The organism is Acinetobacter tandoii (assembly GCF_008867985.1).
GTDB lineage: Bacteria > Pseudomonadota > Gammaproteobacteria > Pseudomonadales > Moraxellaceae > Acinetobacter > Acinetobacter tandoii.
The window spans coordinates 16,573-36,341 of the sequence record NZ_VXLD01000018.1 but is presented as its reverse complement, the minus strand read 5'-3'; the positions used below and the strand labels follow the sequence as shown (position 1 = coordinate 36,341).

Annotated in this window: 18 protein-coding genes; 7 read left to right on the top strand and 11 right to left on the bottom strand. The window is 41.5% G+C overall.

Annotated features, from left to right (window positions below; all coding sequences use genetic code 11):
* Positions 1-59: 59 nt before the first annotated feature.
* From gyrB to dnaA, 4 genes are all read right to left on the bottom strand, one after another.
* Positions 60-2,528, bottom strand: a complete 2,469-nt coding sequence (gene gyrB / locus F4W09_RS16045; protein WP_016168943.1) for a DNA topoisomerase (ATP-hydrolyzing) subunit B — start codon at positions 2,526-2,528, stop codon at positions 60-62.
* A 43-nt stretch (positions 2,529-2,571) separates the two neighbouring features.
* Positions 2,572-3,654 (bottom strand): DNA replication/repair protein RecF, encoded by a 1,083-nt coding sequence (gene recF, locus F4W09_RS16040; protein ID WP_151505365.1) that lies wholly within the window; start codon positions 3,652-3,654, stop codon positions 2,572-2,574.
* A 14-nt stretch (positions 3,655-3,668) separates the two neighbouring features.
* The gene (gene dnaN / locus F4W09_RS16035; protein WP_016168945.1) at positions 3,669-4,817 is read right to left on the bottom strand and encodes a DNA polymerase III subunit beta; all 1,149 of its coding nucleotides are present in this window, start codon (positions 4,815-4,817) and stop codon (positions 3,669-3,671) included.
* Between the two features lie 110 nt (positions 4,818-4,927).
* Complete coding sequence (gene dnaA, locus F4W09_RS16030) at positions 4,928-6,307, bottom strand: chromosomal replication initiator protein DnaA (protein ID WP_044739554.1); 1,380 nt, start codon at positions 6,305-6,307, stop codon at positions 4,928-4,930.
* Between the two features lie 650 nt (positions 6,308-6,957).
* Here dnaA and rpmH point away from each other — a divergent pair.
* The 5 genes from rpmH (at position 6,958) to mnmE (ending at position 11,059) form a co-directional block, all read left to right on the top strand.
* A complete protein-coding gene (gene rpmH, locus F4W09_RS16020; protein ID WP_000831329.1) occupies positions 6,958-7,092 on the top strand; it encodes a 50S ribosomal protein L34 in 135 nt (44 codons plus the stop codon).
* A 30-nt stretch (positions 7,093-7,122) separates the two neighbouring features.
* Positions 7,123-7,512 carry a ribonuclease P protein component gene (gene rnpA / locus F4W09_RS16015; RefSeq protein WP_044739553.1) on the top strand — a complete coding sequence of 130 codons (390 nt, stop codon included), beginning with the start codon at positions 7,123-7,125 and terminating at the stop codon, positions 7,510-7,512.
* 9 nt (positions 7,513-7,521) lie between these two features.
* Positions 7,522-7,842 (top strand): membrane protein insertion efficiency factor YidD, encoded by a 321-nt coding sequence (gene yidD, locus F4W09_RS16010; RefSeq protein WP_016168948.1) that lies wholly within the window; start codon positions 7,522-7,524, stop codon positions 7,840-7,842.
* Positions 7,843-7,847: 5 nt separating this feature from the next.
* Positions 7,848-9,602, top strand: coding sequence for a membrane protein insertase YidC (yidC, locus tag F4W09_RS16005; RefSeq protein ID WP_044739552.1), 1,755 nt, complete (start codon positions 7,848-7,850; stop codon positions 9,600-9,602).
* Positions 9,603-9,703: 101 nt separating this feature from the next.
* Positions 9,704-11,059 (top strand): tRNA uridine-5-carboxymethylaminomethyl(34) synthesis GTPase MnmE, encoded by a 1,356-nt coding sequence (gene mnmE / locus F4W09_RS16000; RefSeq protein ID WP_151505364.1) that lies wholly within the window; start codon positions 9,704-9,706, stop codon positions 11,057-11,059.
* A gap of 255 nt (positions 11,060-11,314) precedes the next feature.
* Here the strand turns inward: mnmE and F4W09_RS15995 are convergent, their stop codons facing one another.
* The 3 genes from F4W09_RS15995 to F4W09_RS15985 all read right to left on the bottom strand — a co-directional run bounded on the left by F4W09_RS15995 (position 11,315) and on the right by F4W09_RS15985 (position 14,162).
* On the bottom strand, positions 11,315-12,145 hold the full coding sequence (locus F4W09_RS15995; RefSeq protein WP_151505363.1) for a class I SAM-dependent methyltransferase: 831 nt from the start codon (positions 12,143-12,145) through the stop codon (positions 11,315-11,317).
* A gap of 445 nt (positions 12,146-12,590) precedes the next feature.
* Complete coding sequence (locus F4W09_RS15990; protein ID WP_244948587.1) at positions 12,591-13,769, bottom strand: MFS transporter; 1,179 nt, start codon at positions 13,767-13,769, stop codon at positions 12,591-12,593.
* 126 nt (positions 13,770-13,895) lie between these two features.
* A complete protein-coding gene (locus F4W09_RS15985) occupies positions 13,896-14,162 on the bottom strand; it encodes a metal/formaldehyde-sensitive transcriptional repressor (RefSeq protein ID WP_044739548.1) in 267 nt (88 codons plus the stop codon).
* A 54-nt stretch (positions 14,163-14,216) separates the two neighbouring features.
* On the opposite strand from F4W09_RS15985, the gene dmeF reads away from it, so the two are divergent.
* Positions 14,217-15,158, top strand: a complete 942-nt coding sequence (dmeF, locus tag F4W09_RS15980) for a CDF family Co(II)/Ni(II) efflux transporter DmeF (protein WP_151505362.1) — start codon at positions 14,217-14,219, stop codon at positions 15,156-15,158.
* Positions 15,159-15,277: 119 nt separating this feature from the next.
* The gene (locus tag F4W09_RS15975) at positions 15,278-15,979 is read left to right on the top strand and encodes a DsbC family protein (protein WP_016168955.1); all 702 of its coding nucleotides are present in this window, start codon (positions 15,278-15,280) and stop codon (positions 15,977-15,979) included.
* A gap of 70 nt (positions 15,980-16,049) precedes the next feature.
* On the opposite strand, the gene F4W09_RS15970 is transcribed toward F4W09_RS15975, so the two are convergent.
* The 4 genes from F4W09_RS15970 to F4W09_RS15955 form a co-directional block, all read right to left on the bottom strand.
* Positions 16,050-16,307 (bottom strand): GlsB/YeaQ/YmgE family stress response membrane protein, encoded by a 258-nt coding sequence (locus F4W09_RS15970; RefSeq protein ID WP_104441294.1) that lies wholly within the window; start codon positions 16,305-16,307, stop codon positions 16,050-16,052.
* A 209-nt stretch (positions 16,308-16,516) separates the two neighbouring features.
* Entirely contained in the window at positions 16,517-17,044 is a 528-nt protein-coding gene (gene hpt, locus F4W09_RS15965) for a hypoxanthine phosphoribosyltransferase (protein ID WP_016168957.1), read from the bottom strand.
* A 204-nt stretch (positions 17,045-17,248) separates the two neighbouring features.
* Complete coding sequence (gene guaD / locus F4W09_RS15960) at positions 17,249-18,568, bottom strand: guanine deaminase (protein ID WP_151505361.1); 1,320 nt, start codon at positions 18,566-18,568, stop codon at positions 17,249-17,251.
* Positions 18,569-18,801: 233 nt separating this feature from the next.
* On the bottom strand, positions 18,802-19,764 hold the full coding sequence (locus F4W09_RS15955; protein ID WP_151505360.1) for a TerC family protein: 963 nt from the start codon (positions 19,762-19,764) through the stop codon (positions 18,802-18,804).
* Positions 19,765-19,769 lie beyond the last annotated feature (5 nt).

The window sequence follows — 19,769 nt, the reverse complement described above, 5'->3', positions numbered from 1 at the left end:
CCAACAAAGTCTATGCAATAAAAAAGCAGCCCGTAGGCTGCTTTCAAGGTGACATGCTGTTAGGCATCAATATCGGCATTTAAAGCATTCTCTTCAATAAAGGCACGACGTGGTTCGACATCATCCCCCATCAAACAAGAGAACATGCGATCAGCCTCAATCGCATCATCAATTGTCACTTGCAACATATTACGATTATCAGGGTCCATCGTGGTTTCCCAGAGCTGCTCGGCGTTCATTTCACCCAAACCTTTATAACGTTGGATCATCATGCCGCGACGCGAGTCTTGTAAAATGTGTTGCCATACTTGATGGAAATTGTTGACCGCAATCTTGCGTTCGCCCTTCTCTAAATATGCACCTTCTTCAAGCAAGCTAAACCAACTCTTCGAGTTTTTCAGCAAACGGACATACTCACCCGAAGATAACAAGCCTGCATCAAGCAAATAGCTGTGCGGAAGGTTGTGCACATAAATCGTGATACGTGGGAAATACACCACTACCTTCTGACCATCAGCCAGCTCTTTATCAAAAGCTTCCAAGGTCAATTCAGGACGCAAGCTCGGCTGAGTTTTTTCAACAGCAGCACGCAATTGCTCACCCCACTGTTGTACATAAGCCAAATCTTGTGAATGATCAAACTTATAAGCATCCATTGAGATCAGACCATCCAACAAGCTTGCAGGATAACGCTGAGTTAAACGCTGTAGACTCTTTTGCGAGGTTTGATAATCCGCAATCACATTGGCTAAAGCTTCGCCACGAATCGCAGGCGCTTCAGCACTAATATGCAAAGCCAAATCATCAATCGCATTTGAAATCAGGAAGGTTTCCAATGCTTCATTATCTTTGATGTATTGCTCTTGCTTACCTTTTTTCAACTTATACAATGGTGGTTGGGCAATATAAATATGACCACGTTCCACCAATTCTGGCATTTGACGGAAGAAGAAAGTTAACAACAAAGTACGAATGTGTGAACCATCGACGTCGGCATCGGTCATGATAATAATTTTATGATAACGTAACTTATCAGGATTGTATTCTTCACGCCCAATACCACAGCCCAAAGCGGTGATCAGCGTCCCCACTTCCTGAGAAGAAATCATCTTGTCAAAGCGTGCACGTTCTACGTTCAAGATTTTACCTTTCAAGGGTAAAATGGCCTGCATTTTACGGTTACGCCCTTGTTTCGCCGAACCACCCGCAGAGTCACCCTCGACTAGATACAATTCAGACATTGCAGGATCTTTTTCCTGACAGTCTGCCAATTTACCTGGCAAACCAGCAATATCTAAGGCACTTTTACGACGAGTCATTTCGCGGGCTTTACGAGCCGCATCACGAGCACGAGCCGCATCAATAATTTTGCCAGCAATTGATTTTGCTGCAGCAGGATTCTCAAGCAAATACTCAGAGAACGATTTGTTCATCGCCTGCTCAACCGCAGGTTTTACCTCACTCGATACCAATTTTTCTTTGGTTTGTGAAGAGAATTTTGGATCTGGCACTTTCACTGAAATAATTGCAGTTAAACCTTCACGCGCATCATCGCCCGTAACTGCTACTTTTTCTTTTTTCAGCAGACTCTCATTTTCCATATAGCTGTTTAAGCCACGGGTCAGTGCTGCACGGAAGCCTGCTAAGTGTGTACCACCATCTTTTTGCGGAATATTGTTGGTGAAGCAACGGACATTTTCTTGATAAGTATCATTCCATTGCAACGCCACTTCCACGCCAATGCCATTTTCAGCTTGAGTGGTAAAGTGGAAAATGTCATTCAGATGGTTTTTACCCTGATTAATGTATTTAACAAATTCAGATAAACCACCTTCATAGTCATATACATGTTCTAAATTAATTCGCTCATCACGAAGAACGATACGCACACCTGCGTTCAGGAAAGACAATTCACGTAAACGACGCGCCAAAATATCGACATTAAAAATCGTTTGGCTAAACGTTTCTGCACTTGGCCAGAAACGTACAATCGTACCTGTAGTTTCTGTATTACCAATGACTTTAAGAGGGTACTGTGGGTCACCGTGACGATATTCTTGTTGATGAATATGCCCAGCACGATGAATGGTTAACTCGAGTTTGCTCGACAAGGCATTTACAACGGAAACACCTACACCGTGTAAACCACCTGAAACTTTATAACTATTATCGTCAAATTTACCGCCAGCGTGCAGAATCGTTAAAATAACTTCTGCGGCAGAAACCCCTTCTTCAGGGTGAATATCGGTTGGAATACCACGACCGTTATCAGAAACACTGACCGACTCATCTTCATGAATCGTCACCAAGATTTCATCACAATGACCAGCTAAAGCTTCATCAATGGCGTTATCCACCACCTCGAACACCATGTGATGCAAACCTGAACCATCATCAGTATCGCCAATATACATACCTGGGCGCTTACGAACGGCATCCAAACCACGCAACACTTTGATGCTAGAGGAATCATAAGCCTTTTCGTTGCTTTGTTCTGTTTGAGTGACAGATTGGTCTTCTGAACTCATGGTTACTCCCTAGTGAAAAATCGGTCTATCCAAAGATGGGAAATCATTGCACAACACATGCTACTTGGCCATTTTCCACGTGGAACAATTGGTGGGAAATAGACAAGTCATGTAAATGTTTTTGCACAGATTCATGCTCTAAAGTGGTAATAAAAACTTGACTACCAAGTTGGCTTAATCGCTCAATTAAACGTTGTTGTGCGGCTAAATCTAATTCTGCTGTCAGATCATCTAATAATACCACAGTTTCCTTATTACAGGCATGTAGCATTGCAATCTGTGAGAGTTTTAGCGCTATAATCAGTAGCTTTTTTTGGCCGCGGGATAAAACAATATCCGCCTCCCCGTTAGGGGTTTTCAGGCGTAAATCGGCACGATGTGGACCATATTCTGTATATCTTCGGTCAACATCTTTTTGATGATGAATGCATAGGTCATGTAGCAATCCATGTTCAGTATGAAAGCCAGCAATATATTGCAGTTCAACACTTAAGTTAGGCAGCAGATAGTGTAAATCTTGCTGAAAAAATACATTCCACTGTTCCACAATCGCAACCCGCTGTGAATGCAAAATTTCACCATATTCACCCAACATTTTATTCCACGGTTCTAAGCTTTCTAGACTTAAATGCCGCTGCGACTTTAATAGGCTATTGCGTTGTTTTAAGGCACGCGAATAATATTGCCAAGCATGATAAAACTCTGGTTCCACGTGAAACATTAGCCAGTCGAGCAATTGTCGTCTTGGTTTGGCACCCTGATCAATAATATCGGTACTTTGCGGATCGATATGCTGTAAAGGCAGTAGTTTGGCCAACTGCCCTTGTGTGGCAATATGATCTCCATTCACTTTCATAACCTGCTCGCCATTAATATGTTTTTGCATTCCAATTTTTTCACTGGAAGATTGAGCAAAAACAACAGCATTCTGAGCATCATGCAGAATATAGTGTTTGGGAATATGGGTGCGAAAGGAACGACCCGTCGCCAGCAAATGGATCGCCTCCAAAATTGAAGTTTTTCCCGAACCATTCGCACCATAAAAGACGTTAAACGGCTGCAACTCAGAGAGTGCAACCGTTTTTAAATTACGAACACGTTCGATGTTTAAACGCGTAATCTGCATAATAAATCTAGCGATTACACACGCATTGGCATAACAACATAGGTCTGATCAGCATGTGCAGGATCATGAACCAATACTGATTGGTTGGCCTCACTCATGGTCATCGATACATCATCACCATCTAGGACACCAAGCACATCCAGTAAATACTGTGCATTAAATGACATTTCTAACGGTGCATCGTTGTACTGAATTGCCAAATCTTCAATCGCTTCATCTTGCTCAGGGTTATTGGCACGCAATTGCAAAGTATCTGCACTGAAATTCAAGAATACGCCACGCAGTTTTTCATTACTTAAAATCGAAACACGCTGTAAAGACTGCTTAAACACATCATGAGCGATTAATACATTTTTATCACCACCACGTGGAATGACACGGCGATAATCTGGAAATTTCCCATCGATCAGTTTCGTGGTAAAACGAACAGTAATGGTTCCCTGCTCTTTATCGCGGCTTGGTGTATTAATGGTCACATTCAGTAGTTCACGACCAATTAATAACGACAATTGCTCATCTTCAATGCTCAGTAAACGTTGTAATTCACCCACAGCTTTACGCGGTACAATCGCTTGAATCAACTGTTGCGTATTTGAAGAAGCCAATGTTTCACACAAGGCCAAACGGTGACCATCTGTTGTGACTGCACGCAATTGATTTTCATCAATTTCTAGTAAAGTACCTGTTAAATAAAAACGAACATCCTGTACAGCCATTGCAAAGGCCGTTTTTTCAAATAAACGTTTTAATTCACGCTGAGTGACCGCAACTTGTGTGCCTTGTGTGTTTTCTGTATTAAGCAACGGGTAATCTTCGGCAGGCAAAGTCCCCAATACAAAACGGCTGTTCCCCGATTTCAGAATACAGCGCTGATCTTCGGTAATTTGAATATCGATTAAGGCAGAACTTGGTAAAGATTTACAGATATCCATCAGTTTACGTGCAGGTACTGTCGTTTCACCCGCTTGTAAGCACGCACCTTCCATTAAATTGGTACTCGCAACCAATTCAACTTCTAAATCTGAACCTGTAATCGCCAAAGCATTTTGACTCACTTGTACTTTAACATTCGATAAAATGTTTAAGGTGTGGCGACGTTCCACCGCTCCTACTACATGTGAAAGAACATTAAGTAAACTTTCTTTGGCGATTTTTAAACGCACGATGCATTCCTCGAAAAAACTGAAGATGAAATATAAATAAATGTGTTTTTAGCAGTGTACTATGCGGCAGAATATACCGCATTGCAAGAATAGAATTTGATCAATATAGATTAGCTTTGCAGCAGGCGTTGCAAGTTTTTGTAATCCTCATTAAAGATAGGATCATCCTCTCTGAGGCTTTGCACTTTTTCACACGCATGCATGACAGTACTGTGGTCACGACCACCAAATGCCATACCAATTTCAGGAAAGCTGTCCCCTGTCAGTTCACGTGCCAAGCCCATAGCCAATTGACGAGGGCGTGCATAAATACGCGTCCGTTTAGGACCAATCAACTCTTTCAATGGAATACGGAAATATTCACTCACCACACGTTGAATGTTTTCTGTACTGATGGTTCGAGCACGAATCGCCAATACATCTTTAAGTGACTCGCGCACCACATCAAGATCAATTGATGTACCTTTAAACCGTGAAATAGCGACCACTTTATTGAGTGCACCTTCTAACTCACGGACATTCGCAACGACTTGTTGTGCAATAAATAACGCACAGTTACGTGGTAAATCTACGCCACTACTCTGAGCTTTCTTCAATAAAATCTCAATTCGCGTTTCAATATCTGGAGGTTCTACACCAACCGACAAGCCCCAAGAAAAACGCGAAACTAAACGGGCATCGAGTTCCGTCAATTCTTTAGGATAACGATCTGAAGTTAAGATAATTTGCTTCGATTCATCCAACAAGGCATTAAATGTATAGAAAAACTCGACCAAACTGGCTTCTTTTCCAGCCAATAAGTGAATATCGTCCACCAAAAGCAAGTCTAAAGAACGACAGTTTTTCTTAAATTCTTCCACTTTGCCTTGTTGTAAGGAGCTAACAAAGTCCTGCACAAAGCTTTCAGCGGTCATATACATCACTCGTGCATTTGGCTTAGCTTGCAATAAAGCATTCCCTACCGCTTGCATTAAGTGAGTTTTACCTAAACCTGTCGGGCCATATAAAAACAAAGGGTTATGCTGAGAAGCTCCCAATTGAGTCAATACTTTACGGCAAGTTTCAGCGGCCATTTGGTTAGAACGACCTTCAACAAACAGTGAAAAAGTAAATAAGGGATTTAGCAATCGCTTTTTGTTTTTTAGCGACAAATCATCTTTTTCTTTCTTTGGCTTTACTGCTGGTACAGGGGTTGAAGTTTCCAAGGCTGCTGTTGTTGTAGCAGGTTGTTCACTTGGAGATAAAATTGCACCAGGCCGAGAATCCACCATGATTTCCACATGACGTACTCGTCCTTCTGACAATTGCTCTGCCAAAATAGTAATAAGTTCTAAATGATGTTCTTGAATATAACGCGTCCAATATGGATTAGGCGCATATAGTCGCAAAGTGTCTTCTAACTCTTCAGCAACTAAAGGGCGAATCCACATTGTAAAAACATTTCCAGAGAGCTCTTGTCGCAAGCGAGTTAAGCAGTCTGTCCAAAGCATGTGAAACCCCTATTCATCCATTTTTAAATTTAAAAACACCACTGTCCGCCTAAGCGGGTCGCCATTCTAACCAAGTTATCCACATCTGTCATGAAGAATTCTGCAAAATTTGCTCAAAAAAGAAATAAACAATCTAAATTTAAATTCAAAACCTCATGTGGATAAAAGCACCCGCAGGCTGTGGATAAAAATAACCACCAAGTTATCCACAATTGATTAAAATCTTAAAAACACAGATATCCACAGGGTTAAGTCTTGTTTTTATATATTAAAAATAGCTTTTCCACAGAAAAACTACTCCCTAATAAGAATAAATTTAAATTTTAAAATTTGAATTTATTTATTAAAGCCAACTTTTGTTGGGGATAACTCAAACAAAAGAATAAATTTAAATTTAAACCATCAGTTGTCTATCGTTATGTGGATAAATTTGTGAATAATATTGTTTATAACTTATTTTTTATTATTTAACAACTTATTATGGTGTGAATACTTTTTAATTTCGTGAATAGAACAATTGAGGTTTTTGTAGTCAAGCTGTTTTGATTATAAGTTTATTTGCTCTGAATGAGCGTTTTTGATTGACAGCTCAAGCAATGAACACTAAAATCGCGGACCTTTATAGAAAGATCAATTTTTGGAGTTTCGATATGAAACGTACATTCCAACCATCTGAATTAAAGCGTAAACGCGTTCATGGTTTCCGTGCTCGTATGGCTACTAAAGCTGGTCGTCAAGTATTAGCTCGCCGTCGTGCAAAAGGTCGTCACAGCTTAACTGTTTAATCTGTTAATGCTTAAACGATTTTGGGTGTTATGACACTTTATGACTTCGGCGCAGAGCGGCGTCTTCGCTGTGCTGCCGATTATAAAGTTGTATTTGATGGTGCGCTTTTTAAAGTGCATCAACCCCATTTCTTGTTTCTTGCAACACATTCCAAGCAACCTAACAGTCGTTTGGGAATTGTTGTTGCCAAGAAAAAAGTGCGCCGTGCGCATGAAAGAAATAGAGTAAAACGACTTGCTCGCGAAAGTTTTCGCCTGCATCAAATGCAACTGGATGCCTTGGATATTGTTGTTATGCCTAAAGTTGGTATAGAAACAGTCGCCAATTCAGAATTGCATCAGCAATTACAATTTGCTTGGCAAAAGCTGCAACGCATTGCCAAAAAGCATTCAAAAATAGCTCCCTCCCCACAGAAGTAGAGAAAGCCAATGGTACGTGTGCTGCATTGGTTCATTCGATTCTATCAGATCGCGATTAGTCCTATGTTGGGACCACGCTGTCGTTATATACCTACATGTTCTCAATATTCATTGGAAGCAATCCATACGCATGGAGCTGTACGGGGTGTTTGGTTGGCTGCAAATCGTATTTGTCGATGTCATCCATGGGGCGGCTCAGGTTATGATCCTGTTCCTGCAAAAGCAATTCGTTTTATTTCATTTCAGCAAATCGATTCTCAAATGCATCTCGTTGCTGTACCCTTTCGTGGATGTTTATGGAATCAAAATCACTCTAACTTTTTGGGGTAATAGATATGCAACAATGGGCCAGGATTGCAATTCTAGGAGCCATGTTTGTCGTCGCATATTTGCTTATTTTGGCATGGCAAAAGGACTATGGTCATAATGAAACTCAACAACAGCCACAAAAAGCTGCTGTCGTTTCACATGAAGTCTCTGCTGACTTGCCAAATGGACAGACAGCTACGGCTGCTTCTGATGTGCCACAAGCAAATAGTACTGCTCAGCAAACTACAGAATCGACTGCGGCAGCAAGTCAACAGCTTATTTCAGTTCAAACTGACCTTTATCATCTTTGGATTAGTCCAAAAGGTGGTGATATTGTTCGTGTTGAATTACTCAATCATGATAAAAACAAAGATAGCGATGAACCGTTTGTTATGCTGGAAAGCGATGCCAAACGTACGTATGTTGCACAATCTGGTTTAATTGGTCTAAATGGGCCTGACAGTAGCCGTAATGGTCGTCCTGTCTATGAAATTGAGAAATCTGCATATACTTTAGCTGATGCAAAAGCAGCGAAAGATAAAGACGGCAAGTCAGTTAAAGTACTTTCTGTTCCGATGGTCTTTAAAACGGCTGACGGTGTAGAAATTATTAAAACATTTACCTTCACTCAAGGTGAATATCCAGTTGTGGTCAATCACAAAGTGGTTAACCGCAGCGGTCAAAACTGGCAAGGCCAGATGTTTGGTCAGCTCAAACGCGATAATTCAGAAGATCCAGGAAAATCGGATCAAGGGATTTTCACTTTGGGTACCTTCTTGGGTGGTGCGTGGGGTACGCCTGAAGAACATTACAACAAGCTTAAATTTGCCAACTTTAACGATGAAAAGTTAAATGTTGAAGCAAAAGGCGGCTGGGTTGCAATGGTTCAGCATTACTTTGTCAGTGCTTGGATTCCAGGCGAGTTGAAGTTGACTCAGGCCAATGGTCAAGCTTATAGCGCTAAATTAGAATCGCGTAAATCGAGTGATGATATGAACATCCTCAGTTTTACTTCACCGACCATCAATGTACCTGCAGGTACTGTGGCAGAGGTTGACGCGACGTTCTATTCAGGTCCTAAAATTCAATCTGAATTGAAAGATTTGGCTGTAGGTTTAAATCAGACCGTTGATTATGGTTGGTTATGGCCAATCGCAAAATTATTGTTCCTAGGCTTACAATTCTTCCATAACTTGGTCGGAAACTGGGGCTGGTCAATCATTTTACTGACTGTATTGGTTAAACTCATTCTGTGGCCATTGTCGTCTAAGAGCTATCGCTCAATGGCGAAAATGCGTGTAATTGCACCAGAAATGCAGCGTATGAAAGAAGAATTCGGTGAAGACCGTATGCGCTTCTCTCAAGAAATGATGGCATTGTACAAGCGTGAGCAAGTCAACCCACTTTCAGGCTGTTTACCGTTATTACTGCAAATGCCGATCTTCTTGGCTTTGTATTGGGTACTAATGGAAAGTGTGGAATTGCGCCATGCACCTTGGATGCTCTGGATTCAAGACTTATCAGCAATGGACCCGTGGTTTATCCTGCCATTATTGATGGGTGCGACCATGTTCATTCAGCAAATGTTGAACCCGCAACCTGCTGATCCAATGCAGGCGAAAGTGTTCCGCATTATGCCAATTATGTTTACTGTATTTATGTTGTTCTTCCCTGCAGGCTTGGTTCTGTACTGGATTGTGAACAACACGATTACCATTACACAACAATGGTTTATTAATAAATCAGTAGAAAAAGCACGTAGCTCGAAAGAAGCCGCATAACGCAGCTTCTCACAGCAACTAGCTGATTAAATCCGCTTAAGATGGTAATCTTAGGCGGATTTTTCTTTGGGTTCGATTGGGACTAACGTCAGGTGAATTGTATGCAACATCAAACCACTATCGCAGCGATTGCTACTCCTCCAGGTCGTGGTGGTGTGGGAGTGATTCGTCTTTCTGGTCCGCAAGCTTATGCGATTGCAGAACAGTTGACGCAAAATGCATTACCAAAAGCACGCATGGCTGGGTTCCGCCAGTTTCTTGATTTTGAAAATGAAGTACTGGATGAAGGTTTGGTAATTTGTTTTCCCAATCCAAACTCATTTACAGGTGAGGATGTCGTGGAGTTACAGGGACATGGTGGGCCTGTGATTCAAAATGCTTTGCTTGCGCGGTGCTTAGAATTAGGTGCAACTGCTGCTAAGGCAGGTGAATTCTCCATGCGTGCCTTTGAAAATGGCAAACTGGATTTGATTCAAGCCGAAGCGATTGCCGATTTGATTGATGCGACTTCGCAGGCTGCTGCACGTTCAGCTGTGCGTTCTTTGCAAGGCGCCTTTTCACATAAAGTGAATACTGTACTGGAAAAGTTGATTCATTTACGTCTACATGTGGAAGCCGCAATCGACTTTCCTGAAGAAGAAATTGATTTCTTGGCTGATGGCAAGATTTTAACTTTATTGGAAGAAGTACAGCACTCAGTGGCTGCGGTACAACAATCTGCTCGCCAAGGGCAATTGCTGCGCGAAGGTTTGCAGGTGGTGATTGCTGGTAAACCGAACGCAGGTAAATCTTCCTTACTCAATGCATTAGCAGGGATTGAACGTGCGATTGTAACGGATATTGCAGGCACTACCCGTGATGTATTACATGAAAAAATTAGCTTGAATGGTTTGCCGATTACGTTAACCGATACCGCAGGATTGCGTGAAACGGGCGATGTGGTGGAAAAAGAAGGTATTCGCCGTGCGATTAAGGAAATTGAACAAGCTGATTTGCTGTTATTGGTCTATGACTTGAGTCAAGGCGAAGATCCTCTGCAATTGGCACGTGAATATTTTGAACACCATCTTGAGCCTAAGCGTCTAATGTTGATTGGGAATAAGTGTGATTTGACTGGTGCAACTGTTCAAATTGGCGATTTTCACGGTTTCCGTCATATTACGGTTTCAGCTAAACAGGAAACAGGTGTTCAATCGCTTATAGAAGCGATTACGGCGCATGCAGGCTTCCAGCCAGAGGAAGACACCTTTATTGCACGAACTCGTCATCTAGACGCAATGAAGCGCACTCAGCACTATCTTGCAGAAGCACATGAACAGTTGGTAGTGTTTCATGCAGGTGAATTGGTTGCCGAGTCATTACGCCTTGCTCAAAATGCTTTGGGAGAAATTACGGGTGAATTTAGTGCGGATGACTTGCTTGGGAAAATTTTCGGCTCATTCTGTATTGGAAAGTAATTTAGAACTTAAGTGTTGTTGAATAAGCTGCAATAAATTCTATTTATAAAATAAAAAGCATTCAGTTCACAATGACGGAATGCTTTTTATTGTTCTATGGGGTTTCATCATTTGACTTTACAATAAATCGAGTTGAAATAGCAGGAAAGTTTTTAATCTCGTAAAGGCATTTTCTATGAGATCATGCCCTCATCTATTTCTTTATTTTATATATCCTGAGTTACTTAAGCATTGGTTGTCTTGAGTTAAGCAAAGTCATTTTTTCGCAATCATTTGTGCCAGGACAATCCTTCCCTCTTGTAGGTTTTTTCCTTGATTCTGCGCCATGATTTTAAAATCAGCCCCCAGTAGTATGTGAAACCCCAGGGAGGGTAAGCCTTCCTTTTGTATCTTTTCAGCCAGAGACACAAACCATGTACGTGCACTTTCGGTTGTATCTAACCAGTCAGTAATTGTAAAACCTGCTTCTTGGAGTAGCTGACGTAGCTCATTTGGCTGTACCAGAAAGCTGGTATTTGCTGTGCGTGCCCATGGCACCGGAAAAAGGACAGGACCCGATGGGCCTGCAAGAACATCATAAATTGCTAGTGTGCCACCTGGTTTTAGCACCCGATACATTTCCTGATACAGACGAGCTTTATCCAAGATATTCATTGCCACATGTTCTGTCCAGACGACGTCAAAGGTCTGATCGGGAAATGGAAGTTGGGTCGCATCTCCTTGGTGATAATCAACTTGGTGCGCAAGACCAATCTTGGTAGAAAGCATTCTCGCAGCACGACAGTATTCTTCTGTGAGGTCAATGCCTGTGACGTGACAGCCGAATTCTTTTGCAAGACAACGCGAAGTTCCACCAATACCGCTACCGACATCCAGTACATGTTTTGTTGCATCAAGTCCAGCAGCATGGGCCAGCTCCAGAGTGGCTATGCGTCCTCGGATATGAAACTCATCAATCGGTGCCAGATCTTCGGGTGTTAGCTGGTTGATGTTCTTACCTGCTTTTTCCAGTGCGTTCAGGATGATGTCTCCCAAATCGGGACGTGTATAGTGCATTTGGATTGTTTGATTGACACGAGATTGCATAAATATGATCCTCCTCGTGTTGACTGTAAGTGATAGGACATATTGACTCTATGACTGAAGAAAGGTGTGAAAATATCTGTTTTATTCAGTATTTAATTGTGCTTATTTGATTATGCTAGTCGGGCGAGTATTCAATATGTTGTCATTAATTCGCGTTTTGTACCACAATCATAACAAATCACAAGATCTGAAAATAGGGACATACATCGTGCCACTGTATCTAATAGTTACCAGTCTCAGATTGCCATTGAGTCTAATGAAAAAAACAGTAAAGAAGATGTTGAGTGATATTAGCGGAACTTTAATACGTGAGTGATCGCTTTGTTGGTCGTTGCTGAATTTGTGATTGATTTTGATTACATCATAATGATGTACATTAAGCAGGCAGTTTGCAAAGTGTTAAGGCATGATTGTTGAATAATGAAAAAATTTATTCAAAGTGGTTTTAAATTTGGAGGTTATTTTTCTTCTGCCAGAACAATAATGTGAAACATAGAAGTGCCATAGCCATACCAAAACCGCTCACTGCCAAATTTAAGCCCCATAGATCGGCACTGTAACCGACTGCAATAATCGGTACGATAGTCCCCAAATAACCTATAAACAAATATGTCGAAATGACCGCAGCACGATTGTGTGGGGTGGTCATTTGATGAATCAGACCAAAAGACCCCATGATACCCAAACCATGCCCCAAGCCAACGCCAATATCACTGATAAAAAACAAAAGACTCCAATGCGTTTGCATACAGATGGCTAAAAGTAAACAACTTCCCATCATCAGAATCAAACCATAATTTAAGCTACGTGCCGCGGGTAACGATTTGGCAAAAAACTGAACCAGTGCAGAAATAAACAGAATGCTGGAAATGGCCAGACCACTGACCAAAGGACCATGCCAAGGAATTAGGTCTTTGACAAAAGATGCTGACAGTGAAGCAAACAGACTGAATGCGCCAAAAGCACAAAATGCAGTTAAACCTGCAATAAAAAAATGAATACGTGCTGAGGCGACAGGAAGTTCCAAATGTGGTGCAATCGAAAAGGCTTGTGCTTGAAAAGTCGGTGGCTTTAAGCAAAAGAGACCGATCAAACAGAGCATTGCCCCCGCAATCACTGGGAGATAAGGTACCAGTAATGGCAATGCTGAAAATTGAGCAATTACACCACCAATCAAGGGGCCTAAAGCAAAGCCGATGACAGTAATAATGGAACTTATCTGAGGTGCATGAGGTTTATAATGGTCTGGAATAGTGAGCATTAGGCCTAACATGGCGGAAGTACTGATCAGTCCTGATGCAATCCCAATAATAAAACGTCCTAAGCCGAGCGAAATCGCTGTATGGGCAAAAGCAGAAAGGACTAACCCTATGATGACGAATCCTAAACCGACTTGTAGCGTGCGCAAAAAACCAAAGCTGTTACTGGCGCGGCCGAAAAACAACAGTGTTGCTAAACAACCAAACATATAAGCAACGAAAATATAGGTAATCTGACTGGGCAATAAATGCCACAGTTCTTGATAAATCGGATACAGCGGGCTGGCTAAAGCTGTACCGATAGTTCCCATAATCAAGGCAAGGCTGACCATGATAAATGGACGCCAAGTTTGAGAGTTTGTCATGAAGCCAACCACAAATGAGTGCATATTGCCATGCTATAAAAAGCTAACAATGAGCAAAAAGAAGATATTCTTGGCAGTGTACTGGTGATGTGCTTCTTCGGTCAATTTATCTAATCTAATAAAAACTTAGCTATAACGTTTAAGTAACTTCATAAATTCAGCCAGTTCTTGTTCATTAACCTCTGCATGCTCCCCAATAACATGATGGCGTAGATGTGCTTCGATTAATTCGTTCATCAGACCGTTAACAGCACCTTTAATTGCAGCAGCTTGTTGTAATATTGCGATACATTCTGCATCGGGCTGCTGTAATGATTGTTCCACAGCATTCAATTGGCCTTGTAGACGCTTAACGCGGTTTAAAATCTTTTTATCCTGATGCAAATGGCCCACACGCTGCTCCAAAAATAAATATACTATGGGGGAGTATATTTAAAATGACCTAAAATGAATATTTTCCCATCTTCACGCAGTCACACCCATCAATTTGATGAAGGTAATCCGCTCGCACAAAAACGTATTTTACTGGCCACTATTCTAACTGCAGTCATGATGTTATTAGAAGTCATTGGCGGCTGGATTTTTAATTCGATGGCATTACTCGCCGATGGTTGGCACATGAGTTCGCATATGTTGGCATTGGGTCTGGCTTATTTTGCTTATCGCGCGGCTCGTCATTATGCCCAAGATCATCGTTTTAGCTTTGGTACGTGGAAAATTGAAATTTTAGCGGGATATAGCAGCGCAATTTTACTGTTAGTGGTTGCAATTTTTATGGCATTTCAGTCGGTAGAACGACTAATTCATCCTATTGATATTCAATATAATCAAGCGATTCCGATTGCAATTTTAGGCTTGGTCGTGAACTTGATTTGTGCATGGTTGTTACATGATGGTCACCATCACCATCACCATCACCATCACGAAGAATCGGCTCATTCGCATCATCACGAGCATGATTTGAATCAAAAAGCAGCTTTTTTACATGTGGTTGCCGATGCCGTGACTTCGGTCTTTGCTATTGTTGCTCTTTTTGCTGGGAAATACATGGGGTGGTCATTCCTTGATGCTTTATTAGGGATTTTAGGGGCAATTTTGGTCGCACGTTGGGCTGTGGGATTGATGCGGGACACGGCGAAAACCCTATTAGATGCAGAAATGAATCATCCTGTCGTGGAGGAAATCCGTGAGGTGATTCATGATTTGCCAGTTGTTGTTGAAGTGACCGATTTACATGTCTGGAAAGTCGCCAAAGGTAAGTTTGCCTGTATTTTGGCATTGAACAGCCCTTCTCCATTAACGGCGGATGAAGTGCGTGCCGCTTTATCAATTCATGAAGAAATTGTACATATCTCGGTAGAAATTAATTCATTTGATGTTGCCGTTTAAGTTCCACGTGAAACACTCAGGTATTTGTTTTACCAAATACCTGATAAAAATTATTAATCAGCACCATAATTCGGATTAAACTGATTCACTTTTATAACTTACGTGAACGAGCAGAATTCATGTTGAAAAGAACAATGGTTGCGATGCTGGCAGGTTTCATTTCTTGGTCTAGTTTTGCGAGTGTCGAGACTGTAAAAACCAATTTAGCCAAACAACATCCAGATTTGAAAATTGAGAATATTCAAAGCACGGAAATGCCAGGTATCTATAGTGGTTCTATGGATGGTCAAGTGGTTTATGTTGGAGAAAATGCCCAACATATTTTAGTGGGATCGATGATTCGGTTGAAAGATCAGCACAACCTGACCAAAGACTTAATTGTAAAACAGAACTCGGTTGATTGGAAAAAATTGCCATTACAAGATGCGGTGAAAACGGTGCGGGGTAATGGTAAACGCCAATTGGCGATCTTTTCTGACCCAAATTGCCCGTATTGTAAGCAACTTGAGGCTGAATTAAAAAAACTGGATAACGTGACCATTTATACTTTTATTTATCCAATCAAGCCACAATCGGTTGCGCCGTCTAAAGCGGTGTATTGTGAAAAAGATCAAAGTTATGCTTGGGAAAACTTGATTGCTAAAGGGATTGCTCCTACGGGTAATAAAAGCTGTGCCAATCCCATTGAGCGTAATTTGAAATTAGGTCAATCTCTTGGTGTAAATGGTACACCTACGTTGATTTTCTCGAACGGTTTTAAAGCGGCGGGTGGCTTCCCTGCCGAGCAAATTGAACTCATTTGGAAAGAGTTTGGTTTGTAATGAGATAGAAATTAATTTAAAAAAAAAGCCTTTTCATGGTTCACATGAACAGGCTTTTTTGTGCGAAAAATTAAGCGCGGGATTTTTTCATAATAAGATTATAAATAAACAAAATAATAATCGCGCCAATCACTGAGGCAATAAAGCCAGCAGCTACATTGTCGGCATACAACCCGAGCATGCGTCCACCGTAAGTTGCGAGTAAAGAACCCGCGATCCCTAACAGGGTGGTAACGAAGAAGCCTGCCTTATCATCGCCAGGATGAAGTGCACGGGCAATCAGACCTGCAATAAAACCTACCACAATTGCAACAATGAGTGACCACATAAGTATTCTCCTTGTTCTTGTTTTGAATCAATGATTTTGACGTACTGCTTATTATTTTGGAGAAAAGGGTGGGAATTAAACAGCAGATCTGCAAAAACCTGTGGTGTTTTTGTGTGAGGGATTTATAGCAAAAAGACATAAAAAAACCTTCTAAACCCCGAGCAATGCGGGAGATAGAAGGCTGAATATTGGGTTATTCGACGCTAAGCTTAGAGACCAATTTCACCAATAAAAGGAATATGGCGATATTTTTGATCATAGTCGAGACCATAGCCGACAATAAATTTATCTTCGACTTCAAAGCCTAAGAATTTTACTTCTAAATCAATTTCACGGCGTGAAGGTTTGCTCACGAGTGTGCACAATTCAATTGAGTTGGGTTCACGTGTTTGCAAGATTTCAAGCACTTTGCTTAAGGTATGCCCTGAGTCAATAATATCTTCAACAACAAGGACATCTTTACCACGAATTTCGCCATCTAAGTCTTTTAGAATGCGTACATCACGGCTTGAAACGGTTGATTTTCCATAGCTCGAAACTGTCATAAAGTCGAGTTCATGTGGTTTTTCAATTGTTCGGCATAAATCAGCCATAAAAATAACGGAACCACGTAATAAGCCTATTAAGACAAGTTCTTTATCACTTTGGGCATAGTGGGCATTAATTTTAGCACCAAGCTCTTGCACTTTTGCTTGGATCTCTTCAGCTGAAATCATTACGCTCATTTGAACGGTCATGGGCAGATACCTAAAAATCAAAAATAAAAAAGGCGTTGACCTGCAACACCTCAAAATATGCGTTTATTTTAATACATCTTCTATCGAGATGCATCTTTTGTTGTATGTTTTTTGCTCGCACCATGACTGTCGTGTCGAAGTATGATCGTGCCTACAAGCAGCAGCAGGCACAGTTTTAACTTGGATATTGGAGGTGTAATGGCGTTATTTTGGCTGGACATACGCCGCTTGACCATATACATAAGTTGCGTGAATATTACGGTCATCCCCCATCGTCATGAGGGCAAATAAAGCATCTTCAATGCCTTTGGCATGTTGTTGACGCAATGCCTGCAAGGCAGTTGCTTGTAGGTCGAGTACGATAAAATCAGCTTCTTTGCCGATATCAAAATTACCTAATTGCTGTTCAAGGCTTAATGCTTTGGCACCCCCTAACGTGGCGTGGTAAAGCGATTCAAAAGCAGACAGTTTGTTGCCTTGCAATTGCTGTACCTTATAGGCTTCATTTAGTGTCTGGAGTTGGTTGAAGGATGTTCCTGCACCAATATCGGTGCCCAAACCGACTTTCACTTGTTTTTCCCATGTCTTCTTCAAGGGGAATAAACCACTACCGAGAAACAGGTTGGAGGTTGGACAAAAAGCAATAGCTGAATCCGTGGCATGCATGCAATCCCATTCACTGTCTTCTAAATGCAGGCAGTGAGCAAAGACCGAACGTGAACCTGTCAGTCCATAATGATGATAAACATCCAGATAACCTTGCTGTGCAGGGAATAATTCTTTGACCCATGCAATTTCATTCTTATTTTCACTTAAATGGGTATGTACATAGACATCTGGATATTCGGCTTTAAGTTGCCCAGCGAGTTGTAATTGTTCAGGTGTGGAGGTGGGTGCAAAACGAGGTGTAATTGCGTATAGCGCACGCCCCTGCCCGTGCCATTTTTCAATCAGTGCCTTAGAGTCTGTATAAGCACGTGCAGGCGTGTCGCATAAAGCTTCGGGTGCATGGCGGTCCATCATGACTTTGCCTGCAATGAGACGCATCTGGTGACGTTGCGCAGCTTCAAACAGAGCATCTACCGATTCAGGATGCACGGTACAAAACACCAACGCTGTAGTTGTGCCATTTTTTAACAGTTCTTGCACAAAGAATTCAGCAATTTTTGCAGCATATTCAGGGTTTTGAAACTGCATTTCGGTAGGGAAAGTATAGGTGTTGAGCCATTCAAGCAGTTGCTCACCATAGGCACCCACCATTTCCATCTGCGGAAAATGGATATGGGTATCAATAAAACCTGGCACAATCAACTTTTCAGGATAATGTTGGATTTCGACACCTTCTGGCAAATGTGCTGCTGCATCTTGCCAAGCACCAAACCATTGAATTTTTCCAGCTTCACTGATTAGCACGCCATCTTCTATATAACGTACTTGCTCGGCGATGTCCGCGGCTTGCGTAACTAAATTTTGGATATCTAAAAAACGACCACGAACGACGGTGGTCTGCAACAATGAAGACATGGAAAAACCCTATAACTTTTACTTTTTTCGGTTGATTGTACCTGAAAATGACTGACTAAACTGTATAACCTTTACGGCATCTCATTTTGCTCAAATACAATAAGGAAGTTTTTTTGCAGCCGAAGTCCAAATGAGATGAAGAGAAAAAGCCGTTTGAATTTTGAGTTTTGCAGAAGTCGAAAAGACAGATTCAGCGAACTGAATCTGTCTTCTTTAAAATCAATTCATCAGGCTTAAGCCGATGGATTTTCTTGTTTTTTATTGTGACGAATCGACAGCCACGCGGTAATGCTTAATACAATCACGATAAAACCGAGTGAAATCCAGATTGGCATATGGAAGACATCCAGCATCAACATCTTAAAGCCGATGAATAACAGGATAATCCCGAGACCATATGGGAGGTAATGCATCTTCGATGCAGCGCCAGAGAGCAAGAAGAACATGGCACGCAGACCTAAAATAGCCATCAGGTTTGCCGTTAACACAATAAACGGATCACTGGTGACGGCAAAGATGGCCGGAATTGAGTCGACCGCAAAAATAACGTCTGAAGCTTCGACCAAAATCAGGACTAAAAATAGCGGTGTAAACCACAACACGCCATTTTGACGAACAAAGAATTTATCGCCTTGCAGTTGGGGTGTAATACGCAAATGCTTACGTAACCATTTCAATAATGCCATGTTCTCGATATCGGGTTCGTCATCCTGCCCTTTTAGGAACTTAAAGCCCGTGTAAACCAAGAACGCGCCGAACAGATATAGAATCCAAGAGAATTCTTGGACAAACCATGCACCAATAAAAATAAAGATGGTCCGCAGTACAATTGCGCCGAGTACACCGTAGAGCAAAATTTTACGTTGTAATGCTGGTGGAATCGCAAAAGCCGCAAAAATCATGAGCCAAACAAAGACATTGTCAATCGCAAGGGATTTTTCCAGTAAATAACCTGCGATATATTCCATGGTTTTTTGGTTAGCAATTGCAACCCCCACAGTTTGTTGTAAATACAGCCAGAGACCGCCTGCGAATAACATCGCCACAGTGACCCAAGCAATACTCCAATAGGCTGCAGTTTTAATGGCAACTTGTTGCCCTTGTTTTTGTTTAAATCCGAGAAAGTCGATCAACAGCATGATAATTACAATGCCGAAGAAGACCAAATACAGCCATAAATTGCCGATAGATTCCATAAAAA